Origin of the sequence: Methanolapillus ohkumae, assembly GCF_032594355.1 — an archaeon.
GTDB classification, from domain to species: domain Archaea; phylum Halobacteriota; class Methanosarcinia; order Methanosarcinales; family Methanosarcinaceae; genus Methanolapillus; species Methanolapillus ohkumae.
Window position 1 is genome coordinate 242,501 of record NZ_CP131061.1, and the last position, 23,517, is coordinate 266,017.

Consider the following 23,517-nt stretch of genomic DNA (forward strand, 5'->3'; position numbering starts at 1 on the left):
AAAACAATTTTAAAAATATCAATAACAAAGACGGCAAAAAATGTCAAGGCGTATCGTGGGGAAGGAAAAAAATAACCGCAAAATTCAAAAAAACGAATTTTTTCAAATTCGTCCGTTTTTTTCCCGGAAATTCTATTATTTAATTGTTCATTAAATATTTATTAAATATTCATTAATTTTTATTCATCAATTTTATTCAATTATAATGAATTTTATTAATGATTTTATCATCAATTTTATTCAATCATTAATGAATTATTATCAATTGAATTTTATTATTTATTTGAATTTTATTAATTATTTGAATATTTAATTTCTTTTTATTGTTTTTTCCGGCAGGCGAATTTTATTTTTTTCAAAGCATACGCTGTTTAACGTTTTTCGCTTGTCTAACATATACCTCCGTATTCATATTTTTTCAAGTCAACCTTTCTTTTCAAGTTTTTCAAGTCAAACCTTACGGTTTAAGTGGCTTGTTTTAAAATATGTTTTTGATTTTTCACCGGTTCTTTGGCAAAAGCGTCCGGTTTTTGAAAAACCGCAAATTCAAATGACACCCCGTTTTTATTGGATACCCCCATATCCGAAATGATTTATCCCACGAAAATGTCATTGTTCGTTTCAAAATCATCCGTATCATTTGTTTCAACTTCCCCTCATAATATTTGCCTGAGGAGAGAATTGTTTGCGGAGTATAAATAGTGAGAATCGTATATAGCATAACCGTTTGTCATAATTAATAATTCATAATCTTATATGGTGTAACAAGCAGATTCAATTGCCATCTCTAATTTAAAGTCAAGATTAAAATTACAATGTTATTAAAATATATTGCCGAATCAAAAATCCATCATCTTTTTACTATTACAAATATATCCTTTTGCTATCGTTTTCATTTTTTGTCCTCTTTTCTTTTTGTCAATTTTATTCATTGCAAATCCATTTTTTTTTGCGGCACTCAATTTTTTTGCTCAGTTTTTAAAAATAATTATGCCTCTCGTGTATTTTATCTATAATTTTTTAAAAAAAAAACTTATACTTTTATATATTAGAAACGGATAGTTATCCCTATTGCAGGATAATGACAAATTATAAAAAAACGATTTAAAAACGAAAAATGAGATGGAGAACTTTTTCTGATTGTAAATCCGTAAAAAATTGACTTTTCGGATTTTTGGAAATGTTTGATTAAACTCATTTATAATTCGGATGGTATTTATTTATCAGCAGCACGCTTTTTCAGATAAGTGTTGCCGTTACAATCAAGGGAATACAAACGAAAACAGTTTGGATTTTCATACTCCTATAAGTATGGATTTGTAATGTTGTTTTGGTTTTGTATTGTTTTGGTTTTGTAACAAAAACGCTGTTTGCAACAGATTTAACTTTACAGGCGGCCGACTCGTACAGATTTGACTTTACAGGCGGCCGGTTCGTACAAACATGGTAGATTTGCAGAGATTGTCGGATTGTTGATTGTATATATTTGTTGATTTGTTTACAATAAAATAATATAATGTGGTAAGTATTGGTTATGAAAGAAGGTGATTCAAGTGACGTTACCGGCATCATTGAGTCTGAGTGATATTGTTTGTCTTTCGGAAAAACGGCGAAGCATTCTTTTGCTTTTGAAAGATAAAAGTTGCAAAATGGAAGAGCTCACGGAGAAAACCGACATGTCGGCTCATTCGTTGGCACCTCAATTAAAGACGCTTCGTGATGAAAAAATTATTATTTTTAAAGACGAGCGCTATGAGTTGACGCACATCGGTCAGGTTTTGGTCAAAAACATGTATCCGTTGTTTGAAACAATTGCGATTTTGGAAAAAGACCGGAAGTATTGGTTTGACCGGGATTTGTCGGTCGTTCCGCCGGATTTGTTGAATCGGATTGGGGAAATCGGTTCTTACAAACTGTTGGAATACAGTATCAGCGATTATATGTTTGATGTTCCGGCCGAATTTTTGGACAACCTCAAAAAATCCAAGCATTTCTTGTGTTTGTTGTCGGTTTACCATCCGGTTTACACGGATGAATAGCTCAAGATGGCGGAATCCGGAAAAGATATGACGATGATTGTGACGCCCAAAGTGTTTGACCGGATTAAAGGCGAATATGGAAAACGTCTTGAAAATGTGCTGACCCAAGAGAATCTGTCCTTTTTGGTTTACGAGGAAAAAGGAAAATCTATCATCCCCTCCATGTTGATTACGGATGTGTTCACTTACACGTATCTTTTCAACAACGACGGAGTTTATGATAATAAAATGCTCATCAGCTTCGATGATTCCACCAAATCCTGGACCAAAGAAATGTACAAGCATTTCAAAAAACAATCCATTGCGGTGGAGCAATACTTGTCTCAAAAATAAAAAATTATTTTTTTGTTTTTCATTTTTTGTTTTTCATTTTTTGTTTTTCATTTTTTGTTTTTCATTTCTATCTTTTTCATTTTTTGTTTTTCATTTCTATCTTTTTTATTTCTTTTTTTTTGTTTTTTCTTTTTGTTGGGGGCCGGCATGCGCGCATGTTATGGCGGCATATTTTTAAAAAAGTTGAACAAAAACCGCAGGTCGGCTTTGATAATTTATAATTAAAAGTCCGTTGCAACAGTTTCTAATTTTGCAATACTGCGACTGTTTACTGTTTTAACATTTGCTTGCGTTTGCTGCATTTGCTTGCGTTTGCTGTATTTGCTTGCGTTTGCTGCATTTGCTTGCGTTTTCTGCATTTGCTTGTGTTTTCTGCATTTGCTTGCGTTTGCTGTATTTGCTTGCGTTTGCTGTATTTGCTTGCGTTTGCTGTATTTGCTTGCGTTTGCTGTATTTGCTTGCGTTTGCTGTATTTGCTTGCGTTTGCTGTATTTGCTTGCGTTTGCTGTATTTGCTTGCGTTTGCTGCGCCTACTACACACTTTTCCCAAAGTAGTATTCCGAGAAAATCAGACGCGAATCGCGTCTGATTTTTCGGGATGGATTGCATGTTATTTTCAAAAAAAGTATTTCATTTCATTATTTTGATTTTGGTTTGCAGCTTTTGATTTTGGTTTGCAGCTTTTGATTTTGGTTTGCAGCTTTTGATTTTGGTTTGCATTTTGATTTTGGTTTGCAGCTTTTGATTTTGGTTTGCATTTTTGGTTTGAGTTTGCAGTTTTGATTTTAGTTTTGTTGTTTTTGATTTTTTCATCTTATTTTTTATTTTGCCGAAGTTTTCATCAAAAAACCGCTGTTTCATCAAAATCTTTTTATGCTACTTTTTCCTTCTCTAAGACGTTTCACGCATAGTCCCGTAGTGTAGTGGTCAATCATGTCGGCCTTTGGAGCCGACGACAATGGTTCGAATCCGTTCGGGACTATTTCTTTTTTTGTTCTTTATGTTTTTTATTTTGTTCTTTATGTTTTTGTCCTTTTTTCCGCAATCTTTCATTCTTTTTCAAAAATGCCACGGATATGATGGCGAACAAATACGTTTCCATCATATTTCTTTTCCTTTTTAACCGACCGGATCTCACGAATTTTAAATCCGTTTTTTTCAAAAAGCTCCTGAACTTCGTTTTCATCAAAATAATGATAAAGGATTCCGTTTTTTCGGACAAATGAATTCGGCTCCGGACTTGTATCAGCTTCCTGTTTTTCCGTGCCAAATCTCATGTCGTCGCACCCAAACGCCTCAAAAAAAACGCAGCCGTTTGGCCGAAGAACCCGGAAAAATTCAAAAACAGACTTCTCCCGGTCCGCTTTTTGGAGATGCTGCAAAACGCCTAAGCATAAAACAACATCAAACGACGCTAAAAACGGAAGGTGGGTCACGCTCGCAGTAACAAAAATCGGATCTGAAATCTTAACACCCGCATTTTTCCGCCGACTTAAATCTTTGACGGGCTCCATCCGCTCCCGGGATTTTAACAAAGCCTGCTTGGAAAAATCAAGAGCGACACAAGGATACGTCCGGAAAAGTTCCTTTAAGTAACGTCCGGTTCCGGAACCGGCATCCAAAATTTTCCCGCCGGCCGGAATCTCTTTTCGAATCCAAGATAAATCGGAACCGGCCCCCCATTCCAAATGAGCGTATTCCAAATCCCAAGCATCCACATCTTTTTTTTCAGGCATTTTGCACCACAAAATCCAAAATATAAATCTCAAAATTAAAATTTCAAAATTAAAATGATTGACCTTCTTCGAAATGAATGAAAAACGAATACAATAGGCAGTAAAAATAAAAAATGAACCAAAAATAAAACGAAAAATAAAATGTGAAAAAGAAATGCAAGAGAACAAAAAGTGAAAAATTAAGCGGATAGAATCCGCTCAATTTTTAAAACGGCAGCATCTTTTGCTTTTTCAATATTTTGGACATTCGGGCCGCCGCCCATGGCCAAATCCGGCTTTCCGCCGCCGCCGCCGCCAACGGCGGCTGACATTTCTTTGACCAAATCTCCGGCACGGATTCCCTTGGAAATCGCATTTTTGCCGCATGCCGCAACCGCTTTGACCCCGTCTTTGTCACTCAACAAAACCGCGGCCACATTCTCATTTTTCAAAAGCTCAACGGCTGTCATTCTCAGTGCGTCGGTGTCATCTCCTTTGCTGACAGCGGACACGACCAAGACCCCGTTGATTTCTTTGGCGTTTTTAAGCATTTGAATCACACGGGCACCAGCCACTTCCGTTTTTAAACGGTCGTTTTCCTTTTGCAAGTCTTTCCATTCTTCAAAGAACCGATCCACCGTTGCCGGTAAATTCTCCTGCGGAATGCTCAGCGTCTGAGACGATTTTTTCAGCAGCGATTCCATATTCTGAATTGCTAAAACAGCAGCGGTTCCGGCCGCGTATTCCAGCCGCTCCACCCCATCCTGAATGCGCTCGGTTTTTAAAATTTTAATCGGTCCGATCACACCGGTATTTTGGCAGTGCGTTCCACCGCACGCCTCAATGTCGGTTCCGACTTTGACAATCCGAAGTGTTTTTCCAGCCGGAACACCGCCTTGGTAAAGACCAAAACCATATTTTTGTTCGGCTTCCGTCCGGTCCAAACTTTCAAACCCGACTTTTTTGTTCTCCATCACCATTTTGTTGGCCAGAAGTTCGATTTCATTAAGTTCTTCTTGGGTGATGTGTTTATAGTGGGAAATATCCAAACGGGCGCGGTCTTCCGTTTTTTGGGCACCGGATTGCCAAATGTGGTTTCCAAGAACCTTTCGGGCGGCATCATTGATAATGTGCGTTGCCGTATGGTGACGGGAATGCGCCATCCGCCTGTTTTTGTCGACCTGACCGATAATCATATCGCCACGGTTGATCAACAATTCCTTGTCGGTAACATCCAGGGCATGAATCACAATTCCGTTCATCATTTGAACATCGGTCACGTCATAGACAAAAGCGCCGGCCATCATCATTCCATGATCCGCCTCCTGTCCGCCGCCTTCCGGATAGAAAAGCGTGTTGTCAAGAACAACAAAATTATCAAAAACATCCAAGACGACCGCTTCAAATTCCATGCGCTCCGGTTCATCATAATACAAACGTTTTGTCTGCGGCAACCGTTCCAGTTTATCCGCATACTTGAATTCTTCAACTTCTTTTTCCCCGGCTTCGCTGTGCATGTCGGCAATTAAAGAATAGAAATTGTCCGGAAATTCCACTTCCACACCGACTTCCTTGGCAGCTTCCTTGGCGATTTCAGGCGGAATGCCGTGACTGTCGTAAATTTCCATCAATTCTTTCAGCGGCAGTTTTTGTCCCTGCTCTTTGTATTTGACAGCGGATTTTTGAATAATTCTCTTTCCACGTTCAATGGTTTGGCGGTATTTTTCCTCTTCTCCGGCCAGAATCTCTTGAGTGATTTCAAAGTTTTCTTCAAATTCGGGGTATTCCGGCATGTTTTCGATATGCAATCTGACAATGTCTGACAGCGGAACCGTAATGCCCAAATCGCTCATTAAGCGGATGGTCCGGCGAATCACAAGGCGTGCCAAGTATCCGGCTTTGACGTTGGACGGAATAATACCGTCGCTGAGCATAAATGTCAGACAGCGGGTGTGGTCGGCAATGGTGTATACTTTTTCCAGCGGGTCCATCATCTTGTTGAGCGTTTCCACATCCATATCAATGGCAGAGGCGACTTTTTTCCGAAGTTCCATTAAATTCGCGTTGCCGCTCACATCCATCACGCCGGCAAACCGGGCGTTTTGGGAAAGAATTTGAGCGTATTTCGGGTCATGGATTTCGTGTTTAATGCCGGCCAAATTCATGATTTCTTCGACGATTTTTGGGAAAATGGCGTCATAAATGGTCGGCGATCCGGTTGACGCCCAAACAAAGCGTTCCAAACCGTATCCGGTATCCACGATGTAATTGTCCATTTTGACATACTTCTTTCCCTTCACTTCAATGTCGCCGTTTTTGGATTCTTTTAAATTCATGAACACAAGCGTCGCGAGTTCAAGACCGCCCACCATGACTTCGACGGACGCGCCGGCATTTCCGCCGCCCGCCCACGGATTTTTAATGTAGGTGACATCTTTGGGGTCAGCGCCAAGACTGAGCAGAAGTTGGTCGCACAGCTCAATCGTTTTGTCTTTCCAGTAAATTTCTTTTCCGGTTTTGTTAAAAACGTGATGCGCCATCATCTCAAATGTCGTCAAATGGCGGCCGGTACGGCCGACGGAATCCAAGTCATTGAGCCGGATGCAGGGCTGAGAAATCGTCAGCGGGTTGGCCGGCGGCGGAGCAAGTCCCGAGGTCACGAACGGCTGAAAATCGGCGATTGACGCGATGGTCAAGTAAATATCATCCCGCCAGCGGGCGATGACCGGGTAGCGGGCAATTCTGGCATGTCCCCGTTCTTCGAAAAACCGGAGGTAATATTCCCGCATTTCCGGGAGTGTCATCGGATTTTTAAAAATCGGCTTTCCGATGAAAGAATAATAATCACACGGAGCGTCGCCGCAAGTTTCTCTTTGCGCGTCGCGTGTCCAAAAAATGTTATTGCATTTGACACATTTTTTTTGCACGAATCCGTTGTTTTTGAAATAATCTATGTTGTACTCGTCGTCGAGCATAATCATTCCACCTGATCTTCTTTTTGTAAATTCATGAATGTACGGTTTTTGTTTTTGATTCGATTGTTTTTTATTATATTTGTTTTTATTTTATTGTTTTTGATTCGATTGTTTTTATTTTATTGTTTGTAAAGAGTGACGGTACGTCCGCGAACATCAATTAAAGACGCGTTGCATTTTTGTGCCAGAGCCGCCCCCGCTTGTTTAATGTCGTCGGATTCATCTGAATTTTTGTGAATTCTCACTTTCACCAGCTTCTTCACTTTCAGTTGTTTTTTCAGTTCGTCAATGACCGCGTCCGACATCCCGTTTTTTCCGACGCTGATGAGCGGGTCTAAATTGACAGATTCTTTTTTGAGGGTGTATTGCTTGATTTTATCCATATATTATTCACATCGGTATTCTCAAAATTTAGTCCTTGAAAAGTTCTCAGGGATTATAAACTTTCCTTTTTTAGGTGGAATTTTATTTTTTGAAACATTTGAAAAAACAAACATTTACAAAACTAAAAAATAAAAATAAAAAATGAAAAAATAAAGACAAAACTAAAACAGAAGCAATCGAAACTAAAACAGAAGCAAATGAAGCTAAAATGGAAAGTAAAAATGAAAAGAAGACGAATTAAAGAGAAACATCTTCTTTTTGAAAATTTTTATTTCTGAACAATCTGTTATGTGTTAGGGCTTTTCAGCATTTTTCTTTTGCTTGAAATTTTCATATGTCAGATAGCTGAGGAACATCGCTGCGAGCATTATGGCAATCAGCATCCACCAATTAAATCCTTTGTTTAATTCAAAGGGAGCGCCGCTTGTGTAGTTTTGACCATTTTGTCCGTTCCCTCCATTTTGATTTTGTCCGGCGCTTTCGGATTCTATGTACACGTATTTTGTTTCCGTTATTGTTTTCGGATTGTCAATGATGGTCACGTCGGAATCTCCCGAGCCGCTTCCGCCTTCACCGCCGGTTGTTTCCGGGGTTGGCGGTTGGTAATCTAAGTATTCAAAATCACCAGTGAGGGTTGAATTTTGGATAAACACCGGCAGCAAAAGGGAGGTGTCTTCGTTTAAAATCCAAATGTTGGTTGAAAAATTATTCCACATGTCAGGGGTGTTGTAAGTATCCCAAAAAACGTCTTTGGAAATAGAGGTTATCTTCTCGGGAACAAGGATGTTTCCTTCACCGTCCCGGACAAATTCCCAAACAATCGGATTGTTTACGGTGAATGATGCCGGCGCGATAAGTTTTCTGTCATTGGACGGAGTGTCGGTTTTAGTCGTATTTGCCGTATGGATTGTTTTTCCAAAGTAATAAGCATCGTTTAAAATCACGGCTCCATACCCGTTGGAAATAATTCCGGCGCCGTCCCAAGACGAATAAATAGAGGAGGTTGACCACATGTTGGAATAGGTTCCGGCGGCCGCGTATCCGGCAATGCCGCCGGCATGGTTCCAAGTCGCGACAATATTTCCGGTGGAAAAAGCATTGGTCAATGTGCCGCCAAGTTGTCCGGCAATTCCGCCGACATATTGCTGTCCGGAAATGTCCCCGGTCGCAAAGCAGTTTTCAATCGTTGAGGGGGATTGTGCGTTTCCGACAATTCCGCCGACCGCGGTTTCACCGTTTATGTACATATTTGAGGAGCTGTTTGAGATTTCTCCTTTGTTGATTCCGGCAATTCCGCCGGCGCTTGAGAAGGATTTAATGATTCCGTCGGTTGTACAATTTTCAATCAAACAATTGGACTGGGCAAATCCGATAATGCCACCGGCCGGACCGTTTTCTCCGGTGGTCGTGATATTTCCGAAGAAGGATGAATTTTTAATGGTTAAAATATTGTTTCCTTTGTGTTCTCCGATCAATCCGCCGACATCTTGGGAACCTTTTAAAGCGCCGGCTTGATTTTTGCCGATTACGTGAACATTTTCAAGGGTTCCGCCGTATGCCATTCCTGAAATTGCGCCGACGGTATTATTTTGGAAGTAGGCAATGGATGAAATTGAAACATCTTCTACAATCAGATTTTTAATAACGGTCGTTGTTGTAATGTTTCCGAACATGCCGATGGGTTTGTCATTTGGGTGGGCGGTCGATGATGTATTGTAATTCAAGTTAGAAATGGTAAAGTTTTGTCCGTCCAATGTGCCTTTAAATGTATCGGCAGTGGTGAGGCTTTCTTGTCCGGATTGTACCGGCCGGGTGTATCCGTTTGACAGCGCGATGTCGTTCATTAAAATGTAGTGGCCCGACATATTCTTTTTAATATCCAAAAAGTCGACTTCTGTTATGACTTTGTACGGATCCGCAGCGGTTCCGGTTCCTTCCATTCCGTAAACTGTACCGGTTAAGGCAAAAATTGCCAAAAGTGTTAAAATAATTTTCCCATTCATGTTTTTCCCCGAAATTCCTTTTTAATTTTTTTCCATTTTGGTTTTTTAATTTATTTTAAAAATCCGTAAAAGCCAAATTAAAGCGCTTGATCTCTTTTTTTACGCTTCCAGACTTTTTAGAACGTTTATACTATTCTTTTTTTCAAACATTCATATAGTCACAAACTTATGTTAGTGAACGAGTATATCTTTTTAAATGAGGTTATATATATCATTATCTAAATAAATTATTTTTATATAAAATTCTCTACACATCGAAAAACAAGTATTCGGCGAATTAATATATTTTCTAAAATTATATATCATTGAAAAAAATAAAAATGAAAAATGAAAGTTTAGATAAAAGTAAAATGAATAAAATGAAAAAGAGAATGAAAAAGAAAAAATGAAAAAAATGAAAAAAAGAATGAAAAACCAACCTATGGATTTTGTGATAAAATTTATAAACCCGGAGGATATTACACCTACCAAAATCGTGCTTTATTGTTTTAAACCAAAATCCGTGCCATAATGGGCTAACCATCATACATAGGATACTTCGCTTAAGATTTGGGTTAGGCAAGTAATGATGTAAAAAGCGGGTAATCCCCAAGTGTTTTTCAGTTGAGCCGTTTATTCATCTATCTATAATCTATTAAATTTGTTACATTTATTTACAAAATTATTGGAGAAATTATCATGGTTAGAAAGCCGGCAAGTATGTACAGAAACATCAGGCAACACTCTTTCACCCGCAGAAAATACATGGGCGGTGTTCCCGGTGTCCAAATTATTCACTACGACATGGGCAACTTGACAAGACAGGATTACCCTGTCAAACTCTCTCTTATGGTTGAAGAAAAGTGCGCAATCCGCCACACCGCCCTCGAAGCGGCCCGTATTACCGCCAACAGATACATGACCAACAAAGCCGGCCGCGGCAACTTCCACATCAAGTTGAGAATTTACCCGCACGAAGTTTTAAGAGAAAACAAGCAAGCCACCGGCGCCGGAGCAGACCGTGTTTCAAGCGGTATGAGAGGAGCCTTTGGTAAAAACGTCGGAACCGCGGCGCGTGTTGTTCCGCTCCAACGGGTCTTTACGATTTCCGTGGACAAAGAACATTTCTTAAGCGCAAAAAAGGCACTTCAAAATGCCGGACAAAAACTTCCGACACCGACCCGCATTGTCATTGACAAAGGGGCCGAACTCGTAATGTAATTTTAAAAAATAGAATTTTAATTTTTGAGGAAATCTTCTTGATTTCCTTGTTTCTTTTTTGTTTCTTGATTTTTGTTATTTTTGTTTCTTGATTTTTGTTATTTTTGTTTCTTGATTTTTGTTTTTACATTTTTTAATTTTCATATTAGCTGCCGCGCGCGTTATGACCGCGGATTTTTGAAACACAATCACAAAATCGGATGGTTTTTTTCTGGAAAAATTAGAATAAATCCAGATATCTGTTTAATTTGCCGTTTTTTCCCGTAAACCTTTTTATAATATCTCGGTTTTTACAAACTCTAATTTATTATACTTTCAGACTCTTACTTCATTTCACCATTTCATATTGATTCTATTCTTTTTCAATTCGAGGGATATTTATGGACAATTACGAAAAACTGTTAAACCGCGCCATTGAGCAACTGCCGGAAGAAGAAACGTCGGATGAGCGTTTTACCGTTCCGGAAGCCAAAACCTTTTCCGAAGGAAAAACCACCGTTCTTGAAAATTTCGCAAACATCGCAGGCGTCCTTCGGCGGGACCCCGACCACGTCATGAAATATTTGACGCGCGAACTCGGAACGGCCGGAAAACTCGAAGGCGGGCGCGCGATTTTTCAAGGCCGCTTTACCCGCGACCAAATGAATGCCAACATCCAAAACTATGTCGATGAATATGTGATGTGTTCCGAATGCAACCGTCCGGACACGTCTTTGGAGAAAAACGAACGCGTTTTGGTTCTCAAATGCGCGGCTTGCGGCGCTCACCGTCCGGTTAAAAAGAGACAAACCACCACCGCAAAAGCGGCGTTGACGCTCGAGGAAGGCGGAACCTACGAAATCCACATCGAATCGGTTGGATCAAAAGGGGACGGCATCGCCAAGTTTGACAAATTTACGATTTTCGTTCCGGGAACCGTGAAAGGACAAACCGTGAGCATCAAAATCAAAAAGATTACCGGGTTTTTGGCTTTTGCCGAAAAAGCATAAATTCAAGTGTGCCGGAATTTTAATCCCGGCATTTTTTATTTTATTCAATGAATCAAAAAATCCGAGTGATATTTGTGGCAAATGATTCTGTTCCCGTTTTTCAAATGCCGGGGTTAACCGTTTCTCTGTCTAAAAACAGTGCGAACACTGCATCAAATAAGGCGAACACCGCATCAAACCGTGTGAATGATACATCAGACAAAGTATCGAAAATTCATCTCAAAAGCAGTGGACCGCTTCAATTTATTGCCCGCCCATTTTTATCGCTCATGAACGGGCGGCTTGAAAATGAAAAGCCGGCAAAGGTGGAAGAAGAGATTGTTTATCCGTCTGCTTGGCTGCCTCCGATTCCAAGTCCGGTTTTTAACCGCCTCATTCAAGACGAAGTGCGCATTGCAACCCGCCGCTTTGTTCCCGAAACGGTCTCCATTGAAGTGACCAACAAATACAATCCGCATGTTCATTTGAATTACGGAAGTGTCAAAAAAGATATTCGGCAAATTGATCCGCCCGACCCGGAAACGGCGCAAATCAAAAAAACGATTGATCAGGCGCTTGACATGGGGGCGGTCGTCATTACGTTTACGGAAGGCGACCCGCTTCTTAATAAAGACATTTGCGAGCTTGTGGAATATGTCGATAAATCAAAAGCGGTTGTCATGGCTTACACATGGGGATTGGATTTTTCTTTTGAAAAAGCCCGGCAGCTTAAAGAAGCCGGCCTTCAAACCCTTTTGGTCAGCCTTTATTCGACCGATCCGGTTATTCATGACAAAAAAAGAAACATTCCGGGCGCATACGAAAAAGCAGTGGCGGCGATTCGTACCGGTTTAAAAGCCGGACTCTTGGTCACGCTTGCGACACATCTGGACCAAACCCGAATCGGGGAAATGGAAAAGCTTTACCATTTGGCGGAATCGCTGGGCGTTCACGAATTCTCAATTTGGGAATCGGCGCCGACCTTAGAAGGTAAAAAGCAAATGGGGGCCGAAGGCCGCAAGAAAATCAATGAGTTTTACAAAAAAATCAACTCGGAAAGCAGCGGGCCGCGTATCTTTTCCAACACGATTTTTGAAGGACAAATGTTTGGCGCGATGGCCGGACGGCGCTGGCTGCATGTGACGACGACCGGGGATGTGTGGGCGGACCCCTACATTCCGATGTCTTATGGAAATATCAACAACGAGCCTCTCAAAGAAATTTGGAAAAAAATGCGCAAGGAGCCGGTTTTTCAGGAAAAGAGAGAAACACATGCGCTTTATGATCCGAGTTACCTTCAAAAAGTTCGCGTGGCCAACGATTGGGATTTCAGGGATTAATCAGGAGGCAGCAAAATATTCGTTTGAATTTATTATGTTTATTATGTTTTATTGAAAAATGGTTTTTTTAGTAATTTGTAATTTTGTAACATTAATCAACAGGAGAATTAAATATGGCAAAAGAAGATAATTTTGAAGAAGTCGTCGCCGATGTGGACGACGGCGAAAGAACCGCTTATTCTGAAATTAAAATGGGTGGTGGCTGGTACATGGCAATTTCCTTAGAAAGAAGTGAGCGTTTCGACAAAGAATACGTGGAAATTTCCAAGGAACGCGCCGGCAAGAAGCGGTCACGCTTTAATCTCAGCCCGAAACACACCCGAATTTTAGGGGAAGCGTTGATTAAATTCGCCGACGAGAACGATTTGGATAATTTCGGCAGCGATGAAAAAGAGTAAAAGGAAAATTTATTTATTTTCTTCAATACATTTTACATAAATTTATATATGTTAATGGCGTGATTGATTTTAATAATGCCTACCATGCTTAGCAGTAAGATTAATTTTTCTTACTGACGCCCACTCGGTAGGCCCTTCTAATTATCTATTTTTGAAAAATTGAATCTCTATGATTCCTCCCTTTTATTATCTTTTAATTAAATTCTCATAGATTTTCATTGATTTTTTTATTTTCAACTTTTAAATAAAATTATATTTTTTATAAATAATTTCAACAAGGTTGAGTTTGGAGCGGTTTAAGTGCCTCAAAATATTCCATTTTGTTTGCCTTGCCAAATTTTTAAACTCATGGAAAGAGGGTTAACGCTATCAGATAATGAAAAAATATTTGCAGAACATTTTCTTTTGAATAACAACTATTATCGGTTTAGAGGTTATACTCAAACATTCCAAGAAAATAACAAAAAAGGGAAGCCGTTTGTTGATGACGTTTGTTTTAAAAATATTGTTGCTGTATACAATTTTGATAGTGAATTAAGATCATTAATTTTCAATGCAATTGAAAAAATCGAAGTTTCTCTAAGGGCTCAAATAATTTACTATTATTCCATTCAACATGGTCCTTTCTGGTATTTAGATGAGTCTTTTTACAAAAATAAAAATGTTTATTTTAATTTTGTAAACATTTTTAAAAAAGAATTTGCTGATAGCCGTGAGGATTTTGTTATTCATCATAAGATCAAACATTCATCCTTGGAACCAGCTTGTTGGATTACATTGGAAGTCATAAGTTTTGGTCAACTCTCTAAATTGTTCCAATCTCTTTTCCTTTCTTGGTCCTCAAAGTGGCAAAGAAAAAATAAGAGATTATTTCGGAATTCCATCTTTGAATATTCTTGAAAATTGGTTTCATGGAATTAGCATTATCCGAAATATATGTGCTCATCACGGAAGATTGTGGAATCGAACCTTTTCCAAAAAAAATATAATTTTGCCAAACAAGTGTTAAGTTTTCATTTATTCAAAACACGAATGTTCAAACTGATAAATTATATTCTTATATTTGCTGCATCCACTATCTATTAAACATCATTGATCCGCAGAATGATTTTAAGGTCAAAATGTATAATTTGTTGAAAAAATATCCTTTTGTAGATTTGAATTTAATGGGATTTCCGAAAGATTGGGCTCTTGAAATATTTTGGAAAATCAAAGAATAAGCCTCATAAAATTGATAATATTTTTTCAACAATGATTTTTTCATTTTCTTCCGCCGGCCGTTTGGCATCCAAAATCACAAACCGACCCGGCTCCGTCTTGGCGATGGTCATGAAATTTTCGCGCACCTGCGTGAGAAACTCAATTTTTTCAAATTTTGTTTTTTCCCCGCGGTTTTTGCAGCGTTCGACCGAGTCTTCCGGGGTCAGGTCAAAAAGAAAAGTCAAATCGGGAACAATCGTCCAGCCGACATGTATGTTTTTAATAAAATCAAGCGCGTTTGGGATGATTTTGTCCAGCGTCGCGCCTTGGTACGCACATCGGCTGTCGGAATAGCGGTCGGAAATGACAATTTTTCCGGCGGATAGATTTGGGCGGACTGTTTCTGAAATGTGGGCGGCATGGTCGGCCATGAATAAAAAAAGTTCCGCCATCGGGTCCACATCATTTTCAATGGCGGCATAAACGGCTTTTCCCGTAAGCGTATTTTGCGTCGGCTCGCGGGTAAAAACAATTCCGTCGTCCGGCTTTTTTAAGTCTTTGTTTTCCTTCAGAAGGGAAAGCATTGTGCTTTTTCCGGAACCGTCGATTCCTTCAAATGTAATTAATTTTCCAGGCATGCTTTTTCATATTGCTTTTTTTTAATAAAAAGGATTGCTTTGGTTTTTTGGTTTTGTTTAGTTTTTGTTTAGTTTTTGGGTTTTTAGTTTTTGTTTAGTTTTTGTTTAGTTTTTATTAAGTTTTGGATTTTAATTTTCTTCATTGATAACCTTTTGAATACCATTTGGAGCTCTTAATTCATAAGCTTCCGAATAATACGTTAAATAAAGAAGGTATTGTCCTCCCTCTTTAAAATCCCAAGGAGACGGCCACATTTCTCGATATTGTACGACATTGTTTACTTCTCCCCCGATCAGACGAACAGTTATTTCGTCTGAACTGTTACCTTTTGCCCAATCGTTCACGGTGAAAATGATATCCGTATAAATTGTTATGTTATCCGATCTTGCGATTGGTCCGTCCTGGCTATAATTGAAAGTTAACTGTGATAATTTCGTTCCATCATTGGAATCCAAAAAAGATGGTTTGATTTCTTTGACAGTTCCATAGACAATAAGGTCTGATTTTTCAAGAGTTTCCGGTGAAGCATAAACATACGTGTAAAAAGATTCTGTTGTTAAATATTTTGCATTTTGATCCTTTGGTATTTTTTCGCGTCCGCCATATTCAAACTCGGTCGTTTCATAACTCGTATTATATTGAATATTTGGATTTTGTTCTGTTGGGATGTCCTCTGTTCCTGAACTATTTTCATGGATCGGTTCCGTTTTTTCATATTCCACGCAGCCGGAAATGAATATGAAGATGAGTATCATCCCGAAAAACAGAACTGTTTTTGAGTTCATCATTTCCTCCTCCAAAATACAAAATAATTATGGTTCATTGGAGGTAACCGCTCGAACACCGTTTATGGCTCTGAGTTTGTAAGTCGAGGTATCTTCCCTGTAATCCAAATATAGAAGGTACTGCCCTCCTTCTTGAAAGTCCCAAGGGTCCGGCCATGAGTAATTCACAAAAACGATATCTTTGACTTGCCCGCCAAAAACACGAACCGTAATTTCATCGGAACTGTTTCCTTTTGCCCGGTCATCTACTTTGAATAGGATGTCCGTATATATTTTTTCACCATTTGCTTGGCCGGCAAGATGTTTCCTTTCCGCAGGATTATCAAAAAATATTAAATTTTCAGGCTGTTCTCCGGTCGGCGTTGTCCAACGGGCCGGTTTGATTTCTTTTGCCGTCGCATAAACGATTAAGTCAGAATTTTCCAATCCTTCCTGCGTGTAAGGCATAAATGTAACATTTTCCCCAGTCATTAAATATACGTTTTCAGTTCCGTTGGGGATATTCTTTTTTGAGATAAATTCCGTTGTTGTATAACTTGAATTGTATTTTACGGCGGATTGTTGTTCTGACGGGTTTTCAGAATCTGTTGTTTTATTTTCAGCAGAAGTTGAATTTATGTTCAGGCATCCTCCGGCAAAAACCGAGACAAAAAAAATAAAACCTATAAAGTAAATTTTTGTTTTCATGACATTCACTACCCTTGATAATTTATCCATAAAATCAAAAAATATGCAAGTATTTTTTTACTTGCATTTATCAAACCTTTTGCATTTTATTTTTTCAATATTTCATCAATGTTTACTTTTTTCCCTTCAATATCAATTAAACTTTCATGTTTATATGTCAATTTACCAAGGGGCGCTAAGAACACGTAGTGCTCAGGTCCAATATGGCCGGTTGTACCATTATCTTCAATCAAATACAACAAAAGTTTGTCTCCTTCTTTAAAATTTTCAGGATTTAGTGTTTCAGCATCGTTCATTTTTAATCCATTAATCGTTCCGCCAAAGGACCGGATTGTAATTTCTTGTGATTTTACTTCTCCTTTGTAACACTTTTCTACTGAAAATATTATGTCGGTGTAAATGGTTTCGCCTTCTTTAAGGTCAAAAGAGTAATAAACATACTTTTTTCCTTCTTTCATTACTTCTTCTACAACGACTCCTTCCGGTTGTTTTTCATCTTCTGTGCTCCATTTTGGATTCTGAATATTAACAATTGTTCCGGAAACGATTAAATCACTTCTTTTGTTCATCCCTTCGTAAGTTGAGTATAGTACACTTGGAGGAGAATTTATCTCAATTGTATGTTCTCTATCAGAAGAATCCGAAGATACTGACAGCATTGACCCAAATAAAACAATTCCCAACAATAAAATAAAACCTAAAACAATCGGCTTAACGGTTCTTGATTTCATATTGAATCACCCTTATGTTCCATATATGGCAATTATACCATCTATATCATCAGAAGTCAGAATTCGTTTATCTGCTCGATATTCCCCTTGCATAACAGCGGTTGAATATTCTGAGTGGCCCAATCCCAAGGAATGGCCAAGTTCATGAAGAACAACACTTTGCACATCGGCAACTGAAAAATTTTGTGTTGTTGAAGTGGACCATATTATGTTAGGGTTCATATTTATTTGAATAAGCGAGGATGTTTTTTCACGATGACCGTTTGGCATTATAACTCCGGTTGTTCGGGTTTCTTGTGCAGCCCAATCAGTATGAGATAGATTAAATTTGCCGATAGTAACAATATTTGTTGAAGAGTTTTGCTTGTTAATATAGGTGAAATTAGCTCCCACTCCATTCCATGTATCCATAGACCTGTTACAAGCACTTCTCCAATCAAAGGCCATTGTCGTTGTATCTACTTGTACTGGTTGATCTTCCCACGATTCAATTTCATTATCATCGTTAGTTATGTCATACGCACTTGCGGTCCCCCATGTCATTGAAATAACAAGGATTGCAAACAAAACCGTTATCATTTTTCTCATTTTTTTTCAGCTCCTGTTATTTATGAATCCGATACATGAATTGTAACGAATTCAAATCCAATCCCTATTTTAATATTATTTATAATATATTGTTTTAATAATATTTTTAAAAATATAATTAAAACATTTCTTTAAATTTTACAATTTTATTTTTTTGTCCGGCACTTTATTTTTTTTCAAATCAAATTTCCCGCTCAGCACAAACTTTAAAAGCATTGGGTTGCATTCATCCAAATCAACTGCAATCCCAAACATCGTGTTTTCGTCTTATGATTGCTTTATCGAAAAATCACTTTTTCGACCATTCTGGGGGCGGATATAGATGTTTTTGTTTTGCGCCTAAGCCAAAAACCGGTGAAAAACCGTTTAAAAATTGTTTTTGAAACTTTTTTGACACGTCATAATGGGATATGGTTTAATTTATATAATTTAATAAATATTGTCAACTCAACCATTCATTGGAAAGGTCCGATTTTTGTGAACTGTTCTTCAAATTCGCATACGAATCCGCGTTTTAAGCTGTTTGTCTTTGATATGGACAGCACGCTCATCGATGCGGAAGTCATTGACGAATTGGCCGATGCCGCCGGCGCCGCCGGCGAAGTTTCCAAAATCACGGCACTTGCGATGAACGGGGAAATGGATTATACGGAATCTTTCCGAAAAAGAGTCACGTTTTTGAAAGGGCTTTCTTATGAAAAAGCGATGGCTACCGTTGAAAAGATTCAAATTATGCCGGGCGCCCCGGAATTGATTGAATTTATTCATTCCATCGGTGGGAAAACAGCTATGGTTACATGCGGTTTTCGAATCGCCGCCGACCGTGTTCAGCACGATTTAAATATTGATTATGCATTTTCAAACGAACTTGTCGTCTCCGACGGAATTTTAACCGGGGAAGCAACCGGGCCGCTTCGGACCACAAATTCAAAAGAAAAAGTCTTTGAAAAATTGGTTGTTGATCTTGGAATCAAATTTGAGGAATGTGTTGTCGTCGGAGACGGCGCCAACGACATCTGCCTGTTTAAAAAAGCCGGCTACTCTATTGCATTTAACGCCAAACCCCTTGTTCAAAAACATGCGAACGTCGCGGTTCTTGAAAAAGATTTGAGATGCGTGATTCCGATTCTTGACAATTTATTGTAAAGGCTGATGTGTCCGGTTTTTATTTTTCGCGACACAAATTTATAGGAAACCAAATCCAAAAAAAGCCGCTGCTTTGCGGTGTATTTTTTGGAGAGGGGGGACCCTGGTAATGATGAAAGAACTGCAAACAAGAAAAACAGAGTTAAAAGATATCTCTGAAGAGGCTAAAGAAAAAAGAAACCAGTTGAATGCTGAAGCAAGCAAGTACGCTGCGGAAAGAAATGAACTGAACAACAAGACCAAAGATTTGATTTTAGTTGCCCAAGACTTAAAAGTCAAACGCGACGAAGTCAACGTGAATGTCAGCAAGTACAAAGACCTTCGGGACACAACAAATGCCCGCGCGAATGAACTTTTCGCCAAGGCCGACGGCTTAAAAAAGGACAGCAGCTTAGACGGTCCGTCCATCAAGGAAATCCGCAAACAAATCGACGCTTTGGAATTCCAACAACAAACCAGCGTGATGTCCCCGAAAAAAGAAAAAGAACTTGTGACCAAAATCAAGGAACTTGAACTTGAATATTCCGAAAAGAAAAAGTCGTTGGACAACAACAGCGAACTCAAGGAAATTCTGGACCAAGCTCAAGTCATCCGGGACGAAGCCTCCGAATATCATGCTCAGCTTTCTGTTTATGCCGAACAGGCGCAAGTGTTCCACGAACAAATGATTGCCGCTTTTAAGGACGCCGACCGTGTCCGTGCCGAATCCGACGTCGCCCACAAAAATTTCATCCGTGCTCAAGAAGCCGCCGACGAGCAGCACAAGGTTTTCATTGAAGCCCAAAAGGAAATCCGTGAAATCGACAAAGAAACCGGAAAATCCAAGAAGAAAGACAAGGATTCCAAGTCCAAACAGGACAAAGAAGAACTCGAAAAAGATGCGCAAGGCATTATGGACAAGTTCAAAGATGGTGGAAAACTCACCATGGAAGACTTAATGGCTCTTCAAAGATCTAAATACTAAAACTAAAATTACAATTTGGAAAAAAGAGAAACAATTTTTCTCTTTTTTCTTTTTTTACATCTTTTAAATTATTTTCAAAATCCGGTTTATTCTGGTTTTTGTTTTCTGGTTTATTTACTTTTTATATTTCCATTCTTCTGCTTTTTATTCTGGGGTTTATATTTTCATTTGTTTTATTTTTTATTTTCAATTTTGTTTTCACTCTTCATTTAAATAGGGTTTTATTTTATTCAAAATCACTTGCGAGATGGTTTGGTTTTTCAAAACAATACTTTTTTTCACGTCGGTCATGTTCACGTTTTTGCCGTCATTATCCACAGCCGTTCCATTCTTTTGAATCCAAATCTTTCCGGCCGGTTCTTCGATAATATAATATTTTTCACCGGCAATGGACGTCTCAAAGGGTTCGGGAGCTTGATTTAAAAATAAAAAATAAGTCTCTCCTATTTGAAAATCGGTTGATCTGATTTCGTGTCCGGGCTCTAAATCCCCGCCGGACTTTAAATCTTCCTTTGTTTCCACGCCGGTCCGAATGATAATTTGATTGAAAATGGTCTCTCCTTTATGTATTTCCTCGACGTTTACAATGACATCGACACCAATTATATTTTTTGACGCAAAATCCGATTCACGGTTTTCGCCGCCGTCGCCGCTGTTGCTGTCGCCGCTGCCGCCGCTGTTGCTGCCGTCGCCGCTGTTGCTGCCGTCGCCGCTGTTGCTGCCGTCGCCGCTGTTGCTGCCGTCGCCGCTGTTGCTGCCGTCGCCGCTGTTGCTGTCGCCGCTGTTGCTGCCGTCGCCGCTGTTGCTGCCGTCACCGCTGTTGCTGCCGTCGCCGCTGTTGCTGCCGTCGCCGCTGTTGCTGCCGTCGCCGCTGTTGCTGTCGCCGCGGCCGTCGATACGGCTACCGGATGCGTTTCCAAATGCGGGGCGTATCTCCAAAACCGTTCCGGTCAGGATCAAGTCCGATGTCCTTCCAAGGCGGACATACACATATCCGGAAACAGCTTCTTCCTCCATCCGGATTCTTTCTTCCGTGACGGTGGGAGTTATTATCTGAACCGAAATGTCTTCGGGTTTTTGTGAGTCTGCCTCAGTTTGATTGTGAAAATTGATGTAAACAAGACTCACCGCCATGATTATAAAAACAATAAACAATACGGCGACCAGTTCAATATTATTTTTTTTCATTTCAACGCTCTATTTTTCAATGACACAATTTTAAAATATTCACTCTTCTCCACAGGTTTTTTCATAGAGGCGGTCGCACATCTTTCTCCGGCCGACTTCTTTGAATAATTAGTTTTTTAGAACGAATATGTTTTTATATAATTAAGTTTATTTTAAAAATTGTATTTATATGAATTAATCATTTTAAAATCCGGTATTCATTTAAACATGAAAAACGTGTGCCTGCCAAAACTCGGGTCCATTTTAAAAACACCTTTTTCCGGTTCCTCTCACGCATCTGACTATCTGACTATCGCCTGCCAAACAAAAAGGGGTCGCATCAGGATAATTTTTTCCTACAATTATATTAACGCGCCCAACAAATATATAATAATATTTATATATCATTTAGACTATTTATAGAATTCTCAAAAATTACTCAATTTCCAAATTACTCAAAAATATCCAATTTATGACTCAATTCCAAATTATTCAATTATAACTCAATTTCAAAAATAATAAACTCAATTCCCTAAAAACAGGTGACACATGATGACGATATACGCTCAGCTTACTGAATCCGTAAAAAACATGTCACATGAAACTTCGGTTTCTTTATGGGATTGTGCAATTTTTTGCACACTTCCGATTCTCCTCTTTGTTTACTTAAAAGGAGTTGCAGAGACATCCCTATCGGATGTTTTCCATTTTATTTTGTTGTTTTCCGTTCCGTACCTTTTCATATTCTTGCTTGCCGGGGCTTTTTATTTTGCGTTTCGGATCGAATTTAACTACCGGCCCAATGTTTTATTCCATGGCGTTATGTTTTTCACCTACCTGGATTTCTTCGTCAGCGGAATTATCTTTGGCCTCTATCTCGATAACGCGCCGCTCGGGCTGATGGTCAATTTGTTGATTTCATTTTTCTTCATGTTCCTTTACTTTACCGCCATCAACTTTTTGAACGTCATGGATGAAATTTCAGGCCTGCGCACCCACAAAAGTTACACGGACAGGATTGTCCATTCACGGAAAAAGTTGTTTGCCGTCAACATTTCCTTTTTCATCCTGATCTCTTTGTTTTTGCTTATCAGTTACCTGGCGGTTCAATTAAACCAATTCAATTGGGATGACATCTTTGAACTTTCCGTCACAGCCACGGCCGTTACGTTATTTCTCTATCTGAGCTACCGTTTTTTCTTCAAAACCTGGACTCTGACGTCTCGAAACATCGCTTACTGGCCAGTTTCCGGATTTTTGCTGATTCTGAATTTCCTGGTCCTTTTGAATTTTTACGAACCCTTCGGAATTCATGAATTTCTGCCGTCAGTGGACACGGTCATTCGGTTTTTGGTTCCGGACTTTATCATGACAACTTGGTTGTCTTTCTTGATCCTGTGTCTGACCGATGTTATTTTCATGATGTTTTGGATTTGGCTGTCCTCCAAAATCTATTCCTTCCTCAAAAAAACCGTCTCTTTGAAAGAAAGCCTCTTCTTCCAAAACAATGGGGAAAACAAGGACGTAAGGAAATAATCGAAAAACAAAAAAAGTAATCGAAAAACAGAAAAATAATAATAACAATGAACTCCGGCAGGAAAATCTTGCCGGTTTTTTAAATTTTTCGAACAATCCGGCACGGGTTTCCGTATGCTAAAACATTATCTGGAATATCTTTTGTGACAACGCTTCCGGCACCGATAATGACACCGTTTCCAATGGTTACACCCGGCAAAACCACAACATTTCCGCCGATCCAAACATCATTTCCGACCCGAATCGGGTGCGAATAAATCATGCCTTTGTTGCGTTCTTCCACATCTGTCGCATGCCCAACCGTGTAAAACCCACAGCTTGGCGCCACAAAAACATTATCCCCAAAAGTGACTTGCGCGCAATCCAAAACAATGCAGCCGTGATTCATGTAAAAGTTTTCGCCGATTTCAATATTGTATCCGTAGTCACAATAAAATGGCGGCTCAATCAGAAAATGGTTTTTTGTTTTGCCCAGCAATTTTCTTAAAATCAAATCTCTCTCTTCTGTTTTTGATGGATGCAACTGATTGTAGTCATAACACAACCCTTTCGCATACGCACGCTCTTGATTGAGTTTTTCTCCGCCTGAATAATATAATGAGTCTGCCTCCTTCTCTTTATGGGTCATTTTTTCCCTCCGATCCATTCTTCATTTATTTGATTCTTCATCCGACGATTTATTTGATTCTTCATCCGACGATTTATTTGATTTATTCATC

Annotated in this window: 25 protein-coding genes and 1 tRNA gene; 12 read left to right on the forward strand and 14 right to left on the reverse strand. The window is 39.2% G+C overall.

Features of this window, described 5'->3' with window-relative positions; genetic code table 11:
* Positions 1 to 839: 839 nt before the first annotated feature.
* Complete coding sequence (locus MsAm2_RS00980; protein WP_338097964.1) at positions 840 to 962, reverse strand: hypothetical protein; 123 nt, start codon at positions 960 to 962, stop codon at positions 840 to 842.
* A 591-nt stretch (positions 963 to 1,553) separates the two neighbouring features.
* Here MsAm2_RS00980 and MsAm2_RS00985 point away from each other — a divergent pair.
* Together MsAm2_RS00985 and MsAm2_RS00990 are read left to right on the forward strand one after the other, a co-directional pair.
* Complete coding sequence (locus MsAm2_RS00985; RefSeq protein ID WP_476738674.1) at positions 1,554 to 2,039, forward strand: helix-turn-helix transcriptional regulator; 486 nt, start codon at positions 1,554 to 1,556, stop codon at positions 2,037 to 2,039.
* Between the two features lie 6 nt (positions 2,040 to 2,045).
* Positions 2,046 to 2,372 (forward strand): transcriptional regulator FilR1 domain-containing protein, encoded by a 327-nt coding sequence (locus tag MsAm2_RS00990; RefSeq protein ID WP_338097966.1) that lies wholly within the window; start codon positions 2,046 to 2,048, stop codon positions 2,370 to 2,372.
* A 276-nt stretch (positions 2,373 to 2,648) separates the two neighbouring features.
* On the opposite strand, the gene MsAm2_RS00995 is transcribed toward MsAm2_RS00990, so the two are convergent.
* Together MsAm2_RS00995 and MsAm2_RS01000 are read right to left on the reverse strand one after the other, a co-directional pair.
* A complete protein-coding gene (locus MsAm2_RS00995; RefSeq protein WP_338097967.1) occupies positions 2,649 to 2,981 on the reverse strand; it encodes a hypothetical protein in 333 nt (110 codons plus the stop codon).
* Between the two features lie 21 nt (positions 2,982 to 3,002).
* A complete protein-coding gene (locus MsAm2_RS01000; protein WP_338097968.1) occupies positions 3,003 to 3,185 on the reverse strand; it encodes a hypothetical protein in 183 nt (60 codons plus the stop codon).
* Between the two features lie 96 nt (positions 3,186 to 3,281).
* Between MsAm2_RS01000 and MsAm2_RS01005 the strand changes: the two genes are divergently transcribed.
* Positions 3,282 to 3,354, forward strand: a tRNA-Gln gene (locus tag MsAm2_RS01005).
* Positions 3,355 to 3,421: 67 nt separating this feature from the next.
* On the opposite strand, the gene MsAm2_RS01010 is transcribed toward MsAm2_RS01005, so the two are convergent.
* The 4 genes from MsAm2_RS01010 to MsAm2_RS01025 all read right to left on the reverse strand — a co-directional run bounded on the left by MsAm2_RS01010 (position 3,422) and on the right by MsAm2_RS01025 (position 9,449).
* On the reverse strand, positions 3,422 to 4,108 hold the full coding sequence (locus tag MsAm2_RS01010) for a class I SAM-dependent methyltransferase (RefSeq protein WP_338097969.1): 687 nt from the start codon (positions 4,106 to 4,108) through the stop codon (positions 3,422 to 3,424).
* A 179-nt stretch (positions 4,109 to 4,287) separates the two neighbouring features.
* Complete coding sequence (alaS, locus tag MsAm2_RS01015) at positions 4,288 to 7,062, reverse strand: alanine--tRNA ligase (protein WP_338097970.1); 2,775 nt, start codon at positions 7,060 to 7,062, stop codon at positions 4,288 to 4,290.
* A gap of 119 nt (positions 7,063 to 7,181) precedes the next feature.
* Entirely contained in the window at positions 7,182 to 7,445 is a 264-nt protein-coding gene (locus tag MsAm2_RS01020) for a YhbY family RNA-binding protein (protein ID WP_338097971.1), read from the reverse strand.
* A 294-nt stretch (positions 7,446 to 7,739) separates the two neighbouring features.
* Positions 7,740 to 9,449, reverse strand: coding sequence for a GLUG motif-containing protein (locus MsAm2_RS01025; protein ID WP_338097972.1), 1,710 nt, complete (start codon positions 9,447 to 9,449; stop codon positions 7,740 to 7,742).
* 678 nt (positions 9,450 to 10,127) lie between these two features.
* Between MsAm2_RS01025 and MsAm2_RS01030 the strand changes: the two genes are divergently transcribed.
* From MsAm2_RS01030 to MsAm2_RS08335, 6 genes are all read left to right on the forward strand, one after another.
* The gene (locus tag MsAm2_RS01030; protein ID WP_338097973.1) at positions 10,128 to 10,649 is read left to right on the forward strand and encodes a 50S ribosomal protein L16; all 522 of its coding nucleotides are present in this window, start codon (positions 10,128 to 10,130) and stop codon (positions 10,647 to 10,649) included.
* A gap of 380 nt (positions 10,650 to 11,029) precedes the next feature.
* Positions 11,030 to 11,638, forward strand: a complete 609-nt coding sequence (locus MsAm2_RS01035) for a translation initiation factor IF-2 subunit beta (protein WP_338097974.1) — start codon at positions 11,030 to 11,032, stop codon at positions 11,636 to 11,638.
* Between the two features lie 74 nt (positions 11,639 to 11,712).
* The gene (locus tag MsAm2_RS01040; RefSeq protein WP_338097975.1) at positions 11,713 to 12,957 is read left to right on the forward strand and encodes a radical SAM protein; all 1,245 of its coding nucleotides are present in this window, start codon (positions 11,713 to 11,715) and stop codon (positions 12,955 to 12,957) included.
* A gap of 113 nt (positions 12,958 to 13,070) precedes the next feature.
* Positions 13,071 to 13,355, forward strand: coding sequence for a hypothetical protein (locus MsAm2_RS01045; protein ID WP_338097976.1), 285 nt, complete (start codon positions 13,071 to 13,073; stop codon positions 13,353 to 13,355).
* A 300-nt stretch (positions 13,356 to 13,655) separates the two neighbouring features.
* Complete coding sequence (locus MsAm2_RS01050; RefSeq protein ID WP_338097977.1) at positions 13,656 to 14,255, forward strand: Abi family protein; 600 nt, start codon at positions 13,656 to 13,658, stop codon at positions 14,253 to 14,255.
* Positions 14,215 to 14,364, forward strand: a complete 150-nt coding sequence (locus MsAm2_RS08335) for an Abi family protein (protein ID WP_420846979.1) — start codon at positions 14,215 to 14,217, stop codon at positions 14,362 to 14,364. The genes MsAm2_RS01050 and MsAm2_RS08335 overlap by 41 nt, the downstream gene beginning before the upstream one ends.
* A gap of 214 nt (positions 14,365 to 14,578) precedes the next feature.
* Here the strand turns inward: MsAm2_RS08335 and tmk are convergent, their stop codons facing one another.
* From tmk to MsAm2_RS01075, 5 genes are all read right to left on the reverse strand, one after another.
* Positions 14,579 to 15,193, reverse strand: a complete 615-nt coding sequence (gene tmk, locus MsAm2_RS01055; protein ID WP_338097978.1) for a dTMP kinase — start codon at positions 15,191 to 15,193, stop codon at positions 14,579 to 14,581.
* Between the two features lie 129 nt (positions 15,194 to 15,322).
* Positions 15,323 to 15,979 carry a hypothetical protein gene (locus MsAm2_RS01060; protein WP_338097979.1) on the reverse strand — a complete coding sequence of 219 codons (657 nt, stop codon included), beginning with the start codon at positions 15,977 to 15,979 and terminating at the stop codon, positions 15,323 to 15,325.
* Between the two features lie 27 nt (positions 15,980 to 16,006).
* Complete coding sequence (locus MsAm2_RS01065) at positions 16,007 to 16,666, reverse strand: hypothetical protein (RefSeq protein ID WP_338097980.1); 660 nt, start codon at positions 16,664 to 16,666, stop codon at positions 16,007 to 16,009.
* A gap of 86 nt (positions 16,667 to 16,752) precedes the next feature.
* On the reverse strand, positions 16,753 to 17,397 hold the full coding sequence (locus MsAm2_RS01070) for a hypothetical protein (protein WP_338097981.1): 645 nt from the start codon (positions 17,395 to 17,397) through the stop codon (positions 16,753 to 16,755).
* A 12-nt stretch (positions 17,398 to 17,409) separates the two neighbouring features.
* The gene (locus tag MsAm2_RS01075; RefSeq protein ID WP_338097982.1) at positions 17,410 to 17,985 is read right to left on the reverse strand and encodes a matrixin family metalloprotease; all 576 of its coding nucleotides are present in this window, start codon (positions 17,983 to 17,985) and stop codon (positions 17,410 to 17,412) included.
* Between the two features lie 477 nt (positions 17,986 to 18,462).
* On the opposite strand from MsAm2_RS01075, the gene serB reads away from it, so the two are divergent.
* Positions 18,463 to 19,131, forward strand: coding sequence for a phosphoserine phosphatase SerB (gene serB, locus MsAm2_RS01080; RefSeq protein WP_338097983.1), 669 nt, complete (start codon positions 18,463 to 18,465; stop codon positions 19,129 to 19,131).
* Between the two features lie 109 nt (positions 19,132 to 19,240).
* Positions 19,241 to 20,095 carry a coiled-coil protein gene (locus MsAm2_RS01085; RefSeq protein ID WP_338097984.1) on the forward strand — a complete coding sequence of 285 codons (855 nt, stop codon included), beginning with the start codon at positions 19,241 to 19,243 and terminating at the stop codon, positions 20,093 to 20,095.
* Positions 20,096 to 20,293: 198 nt separating this feature from the next.
* Here the strand turns inward: MsAm2_RS01085 and MsAm2_RS01090 are convergent, their stop codons facing one another.
* On the reverse strand, positions 20,294 to 21,283 hold the full coding sequence (locus MsAm2_RS01090; protein WP_338097985.1) for a hypothetical protein: 990 nt from the start codon (positions 21,281 to 21,283) through the stop codon (positions 20,294 to 20,296).
* Between the two features lie 528 nt (positions 21,284 to 21,811).
* On the opposite strand from MsAm2_RS01090, the gene MsAm2_RS01095 reads away from it, so the two are divergent.
* Positions 21,812 to 22,798, forward strand: coding sequence for a hypothetical protein (locus MsAm2_RS01095; RefSeq protein WP_338097986.1), 987 nt, complete (start codon positions 21,812 to 21,814; stop codon positions 22,796 to 22,798).
* Between the two features lie 79 nt (positions 22,799 to 22,877).
* Here the strand turns inward: MsAm2_RS01095 and MsAm2_RS01100 are convergent, their stop codons facing one another.
* A complete protein-coding gene (locus MsAm2_RS01100) occupies positions 22,878 to 23,426 on the reverse strand; it encodes a sugar O-acetyltransferase (RefSeq protein ID WP_338097987.1) in 549 nt (182 codons plus the stop codon).
* Positions 23,427 to 23,517: the final 91 nt, after the last annotated feature.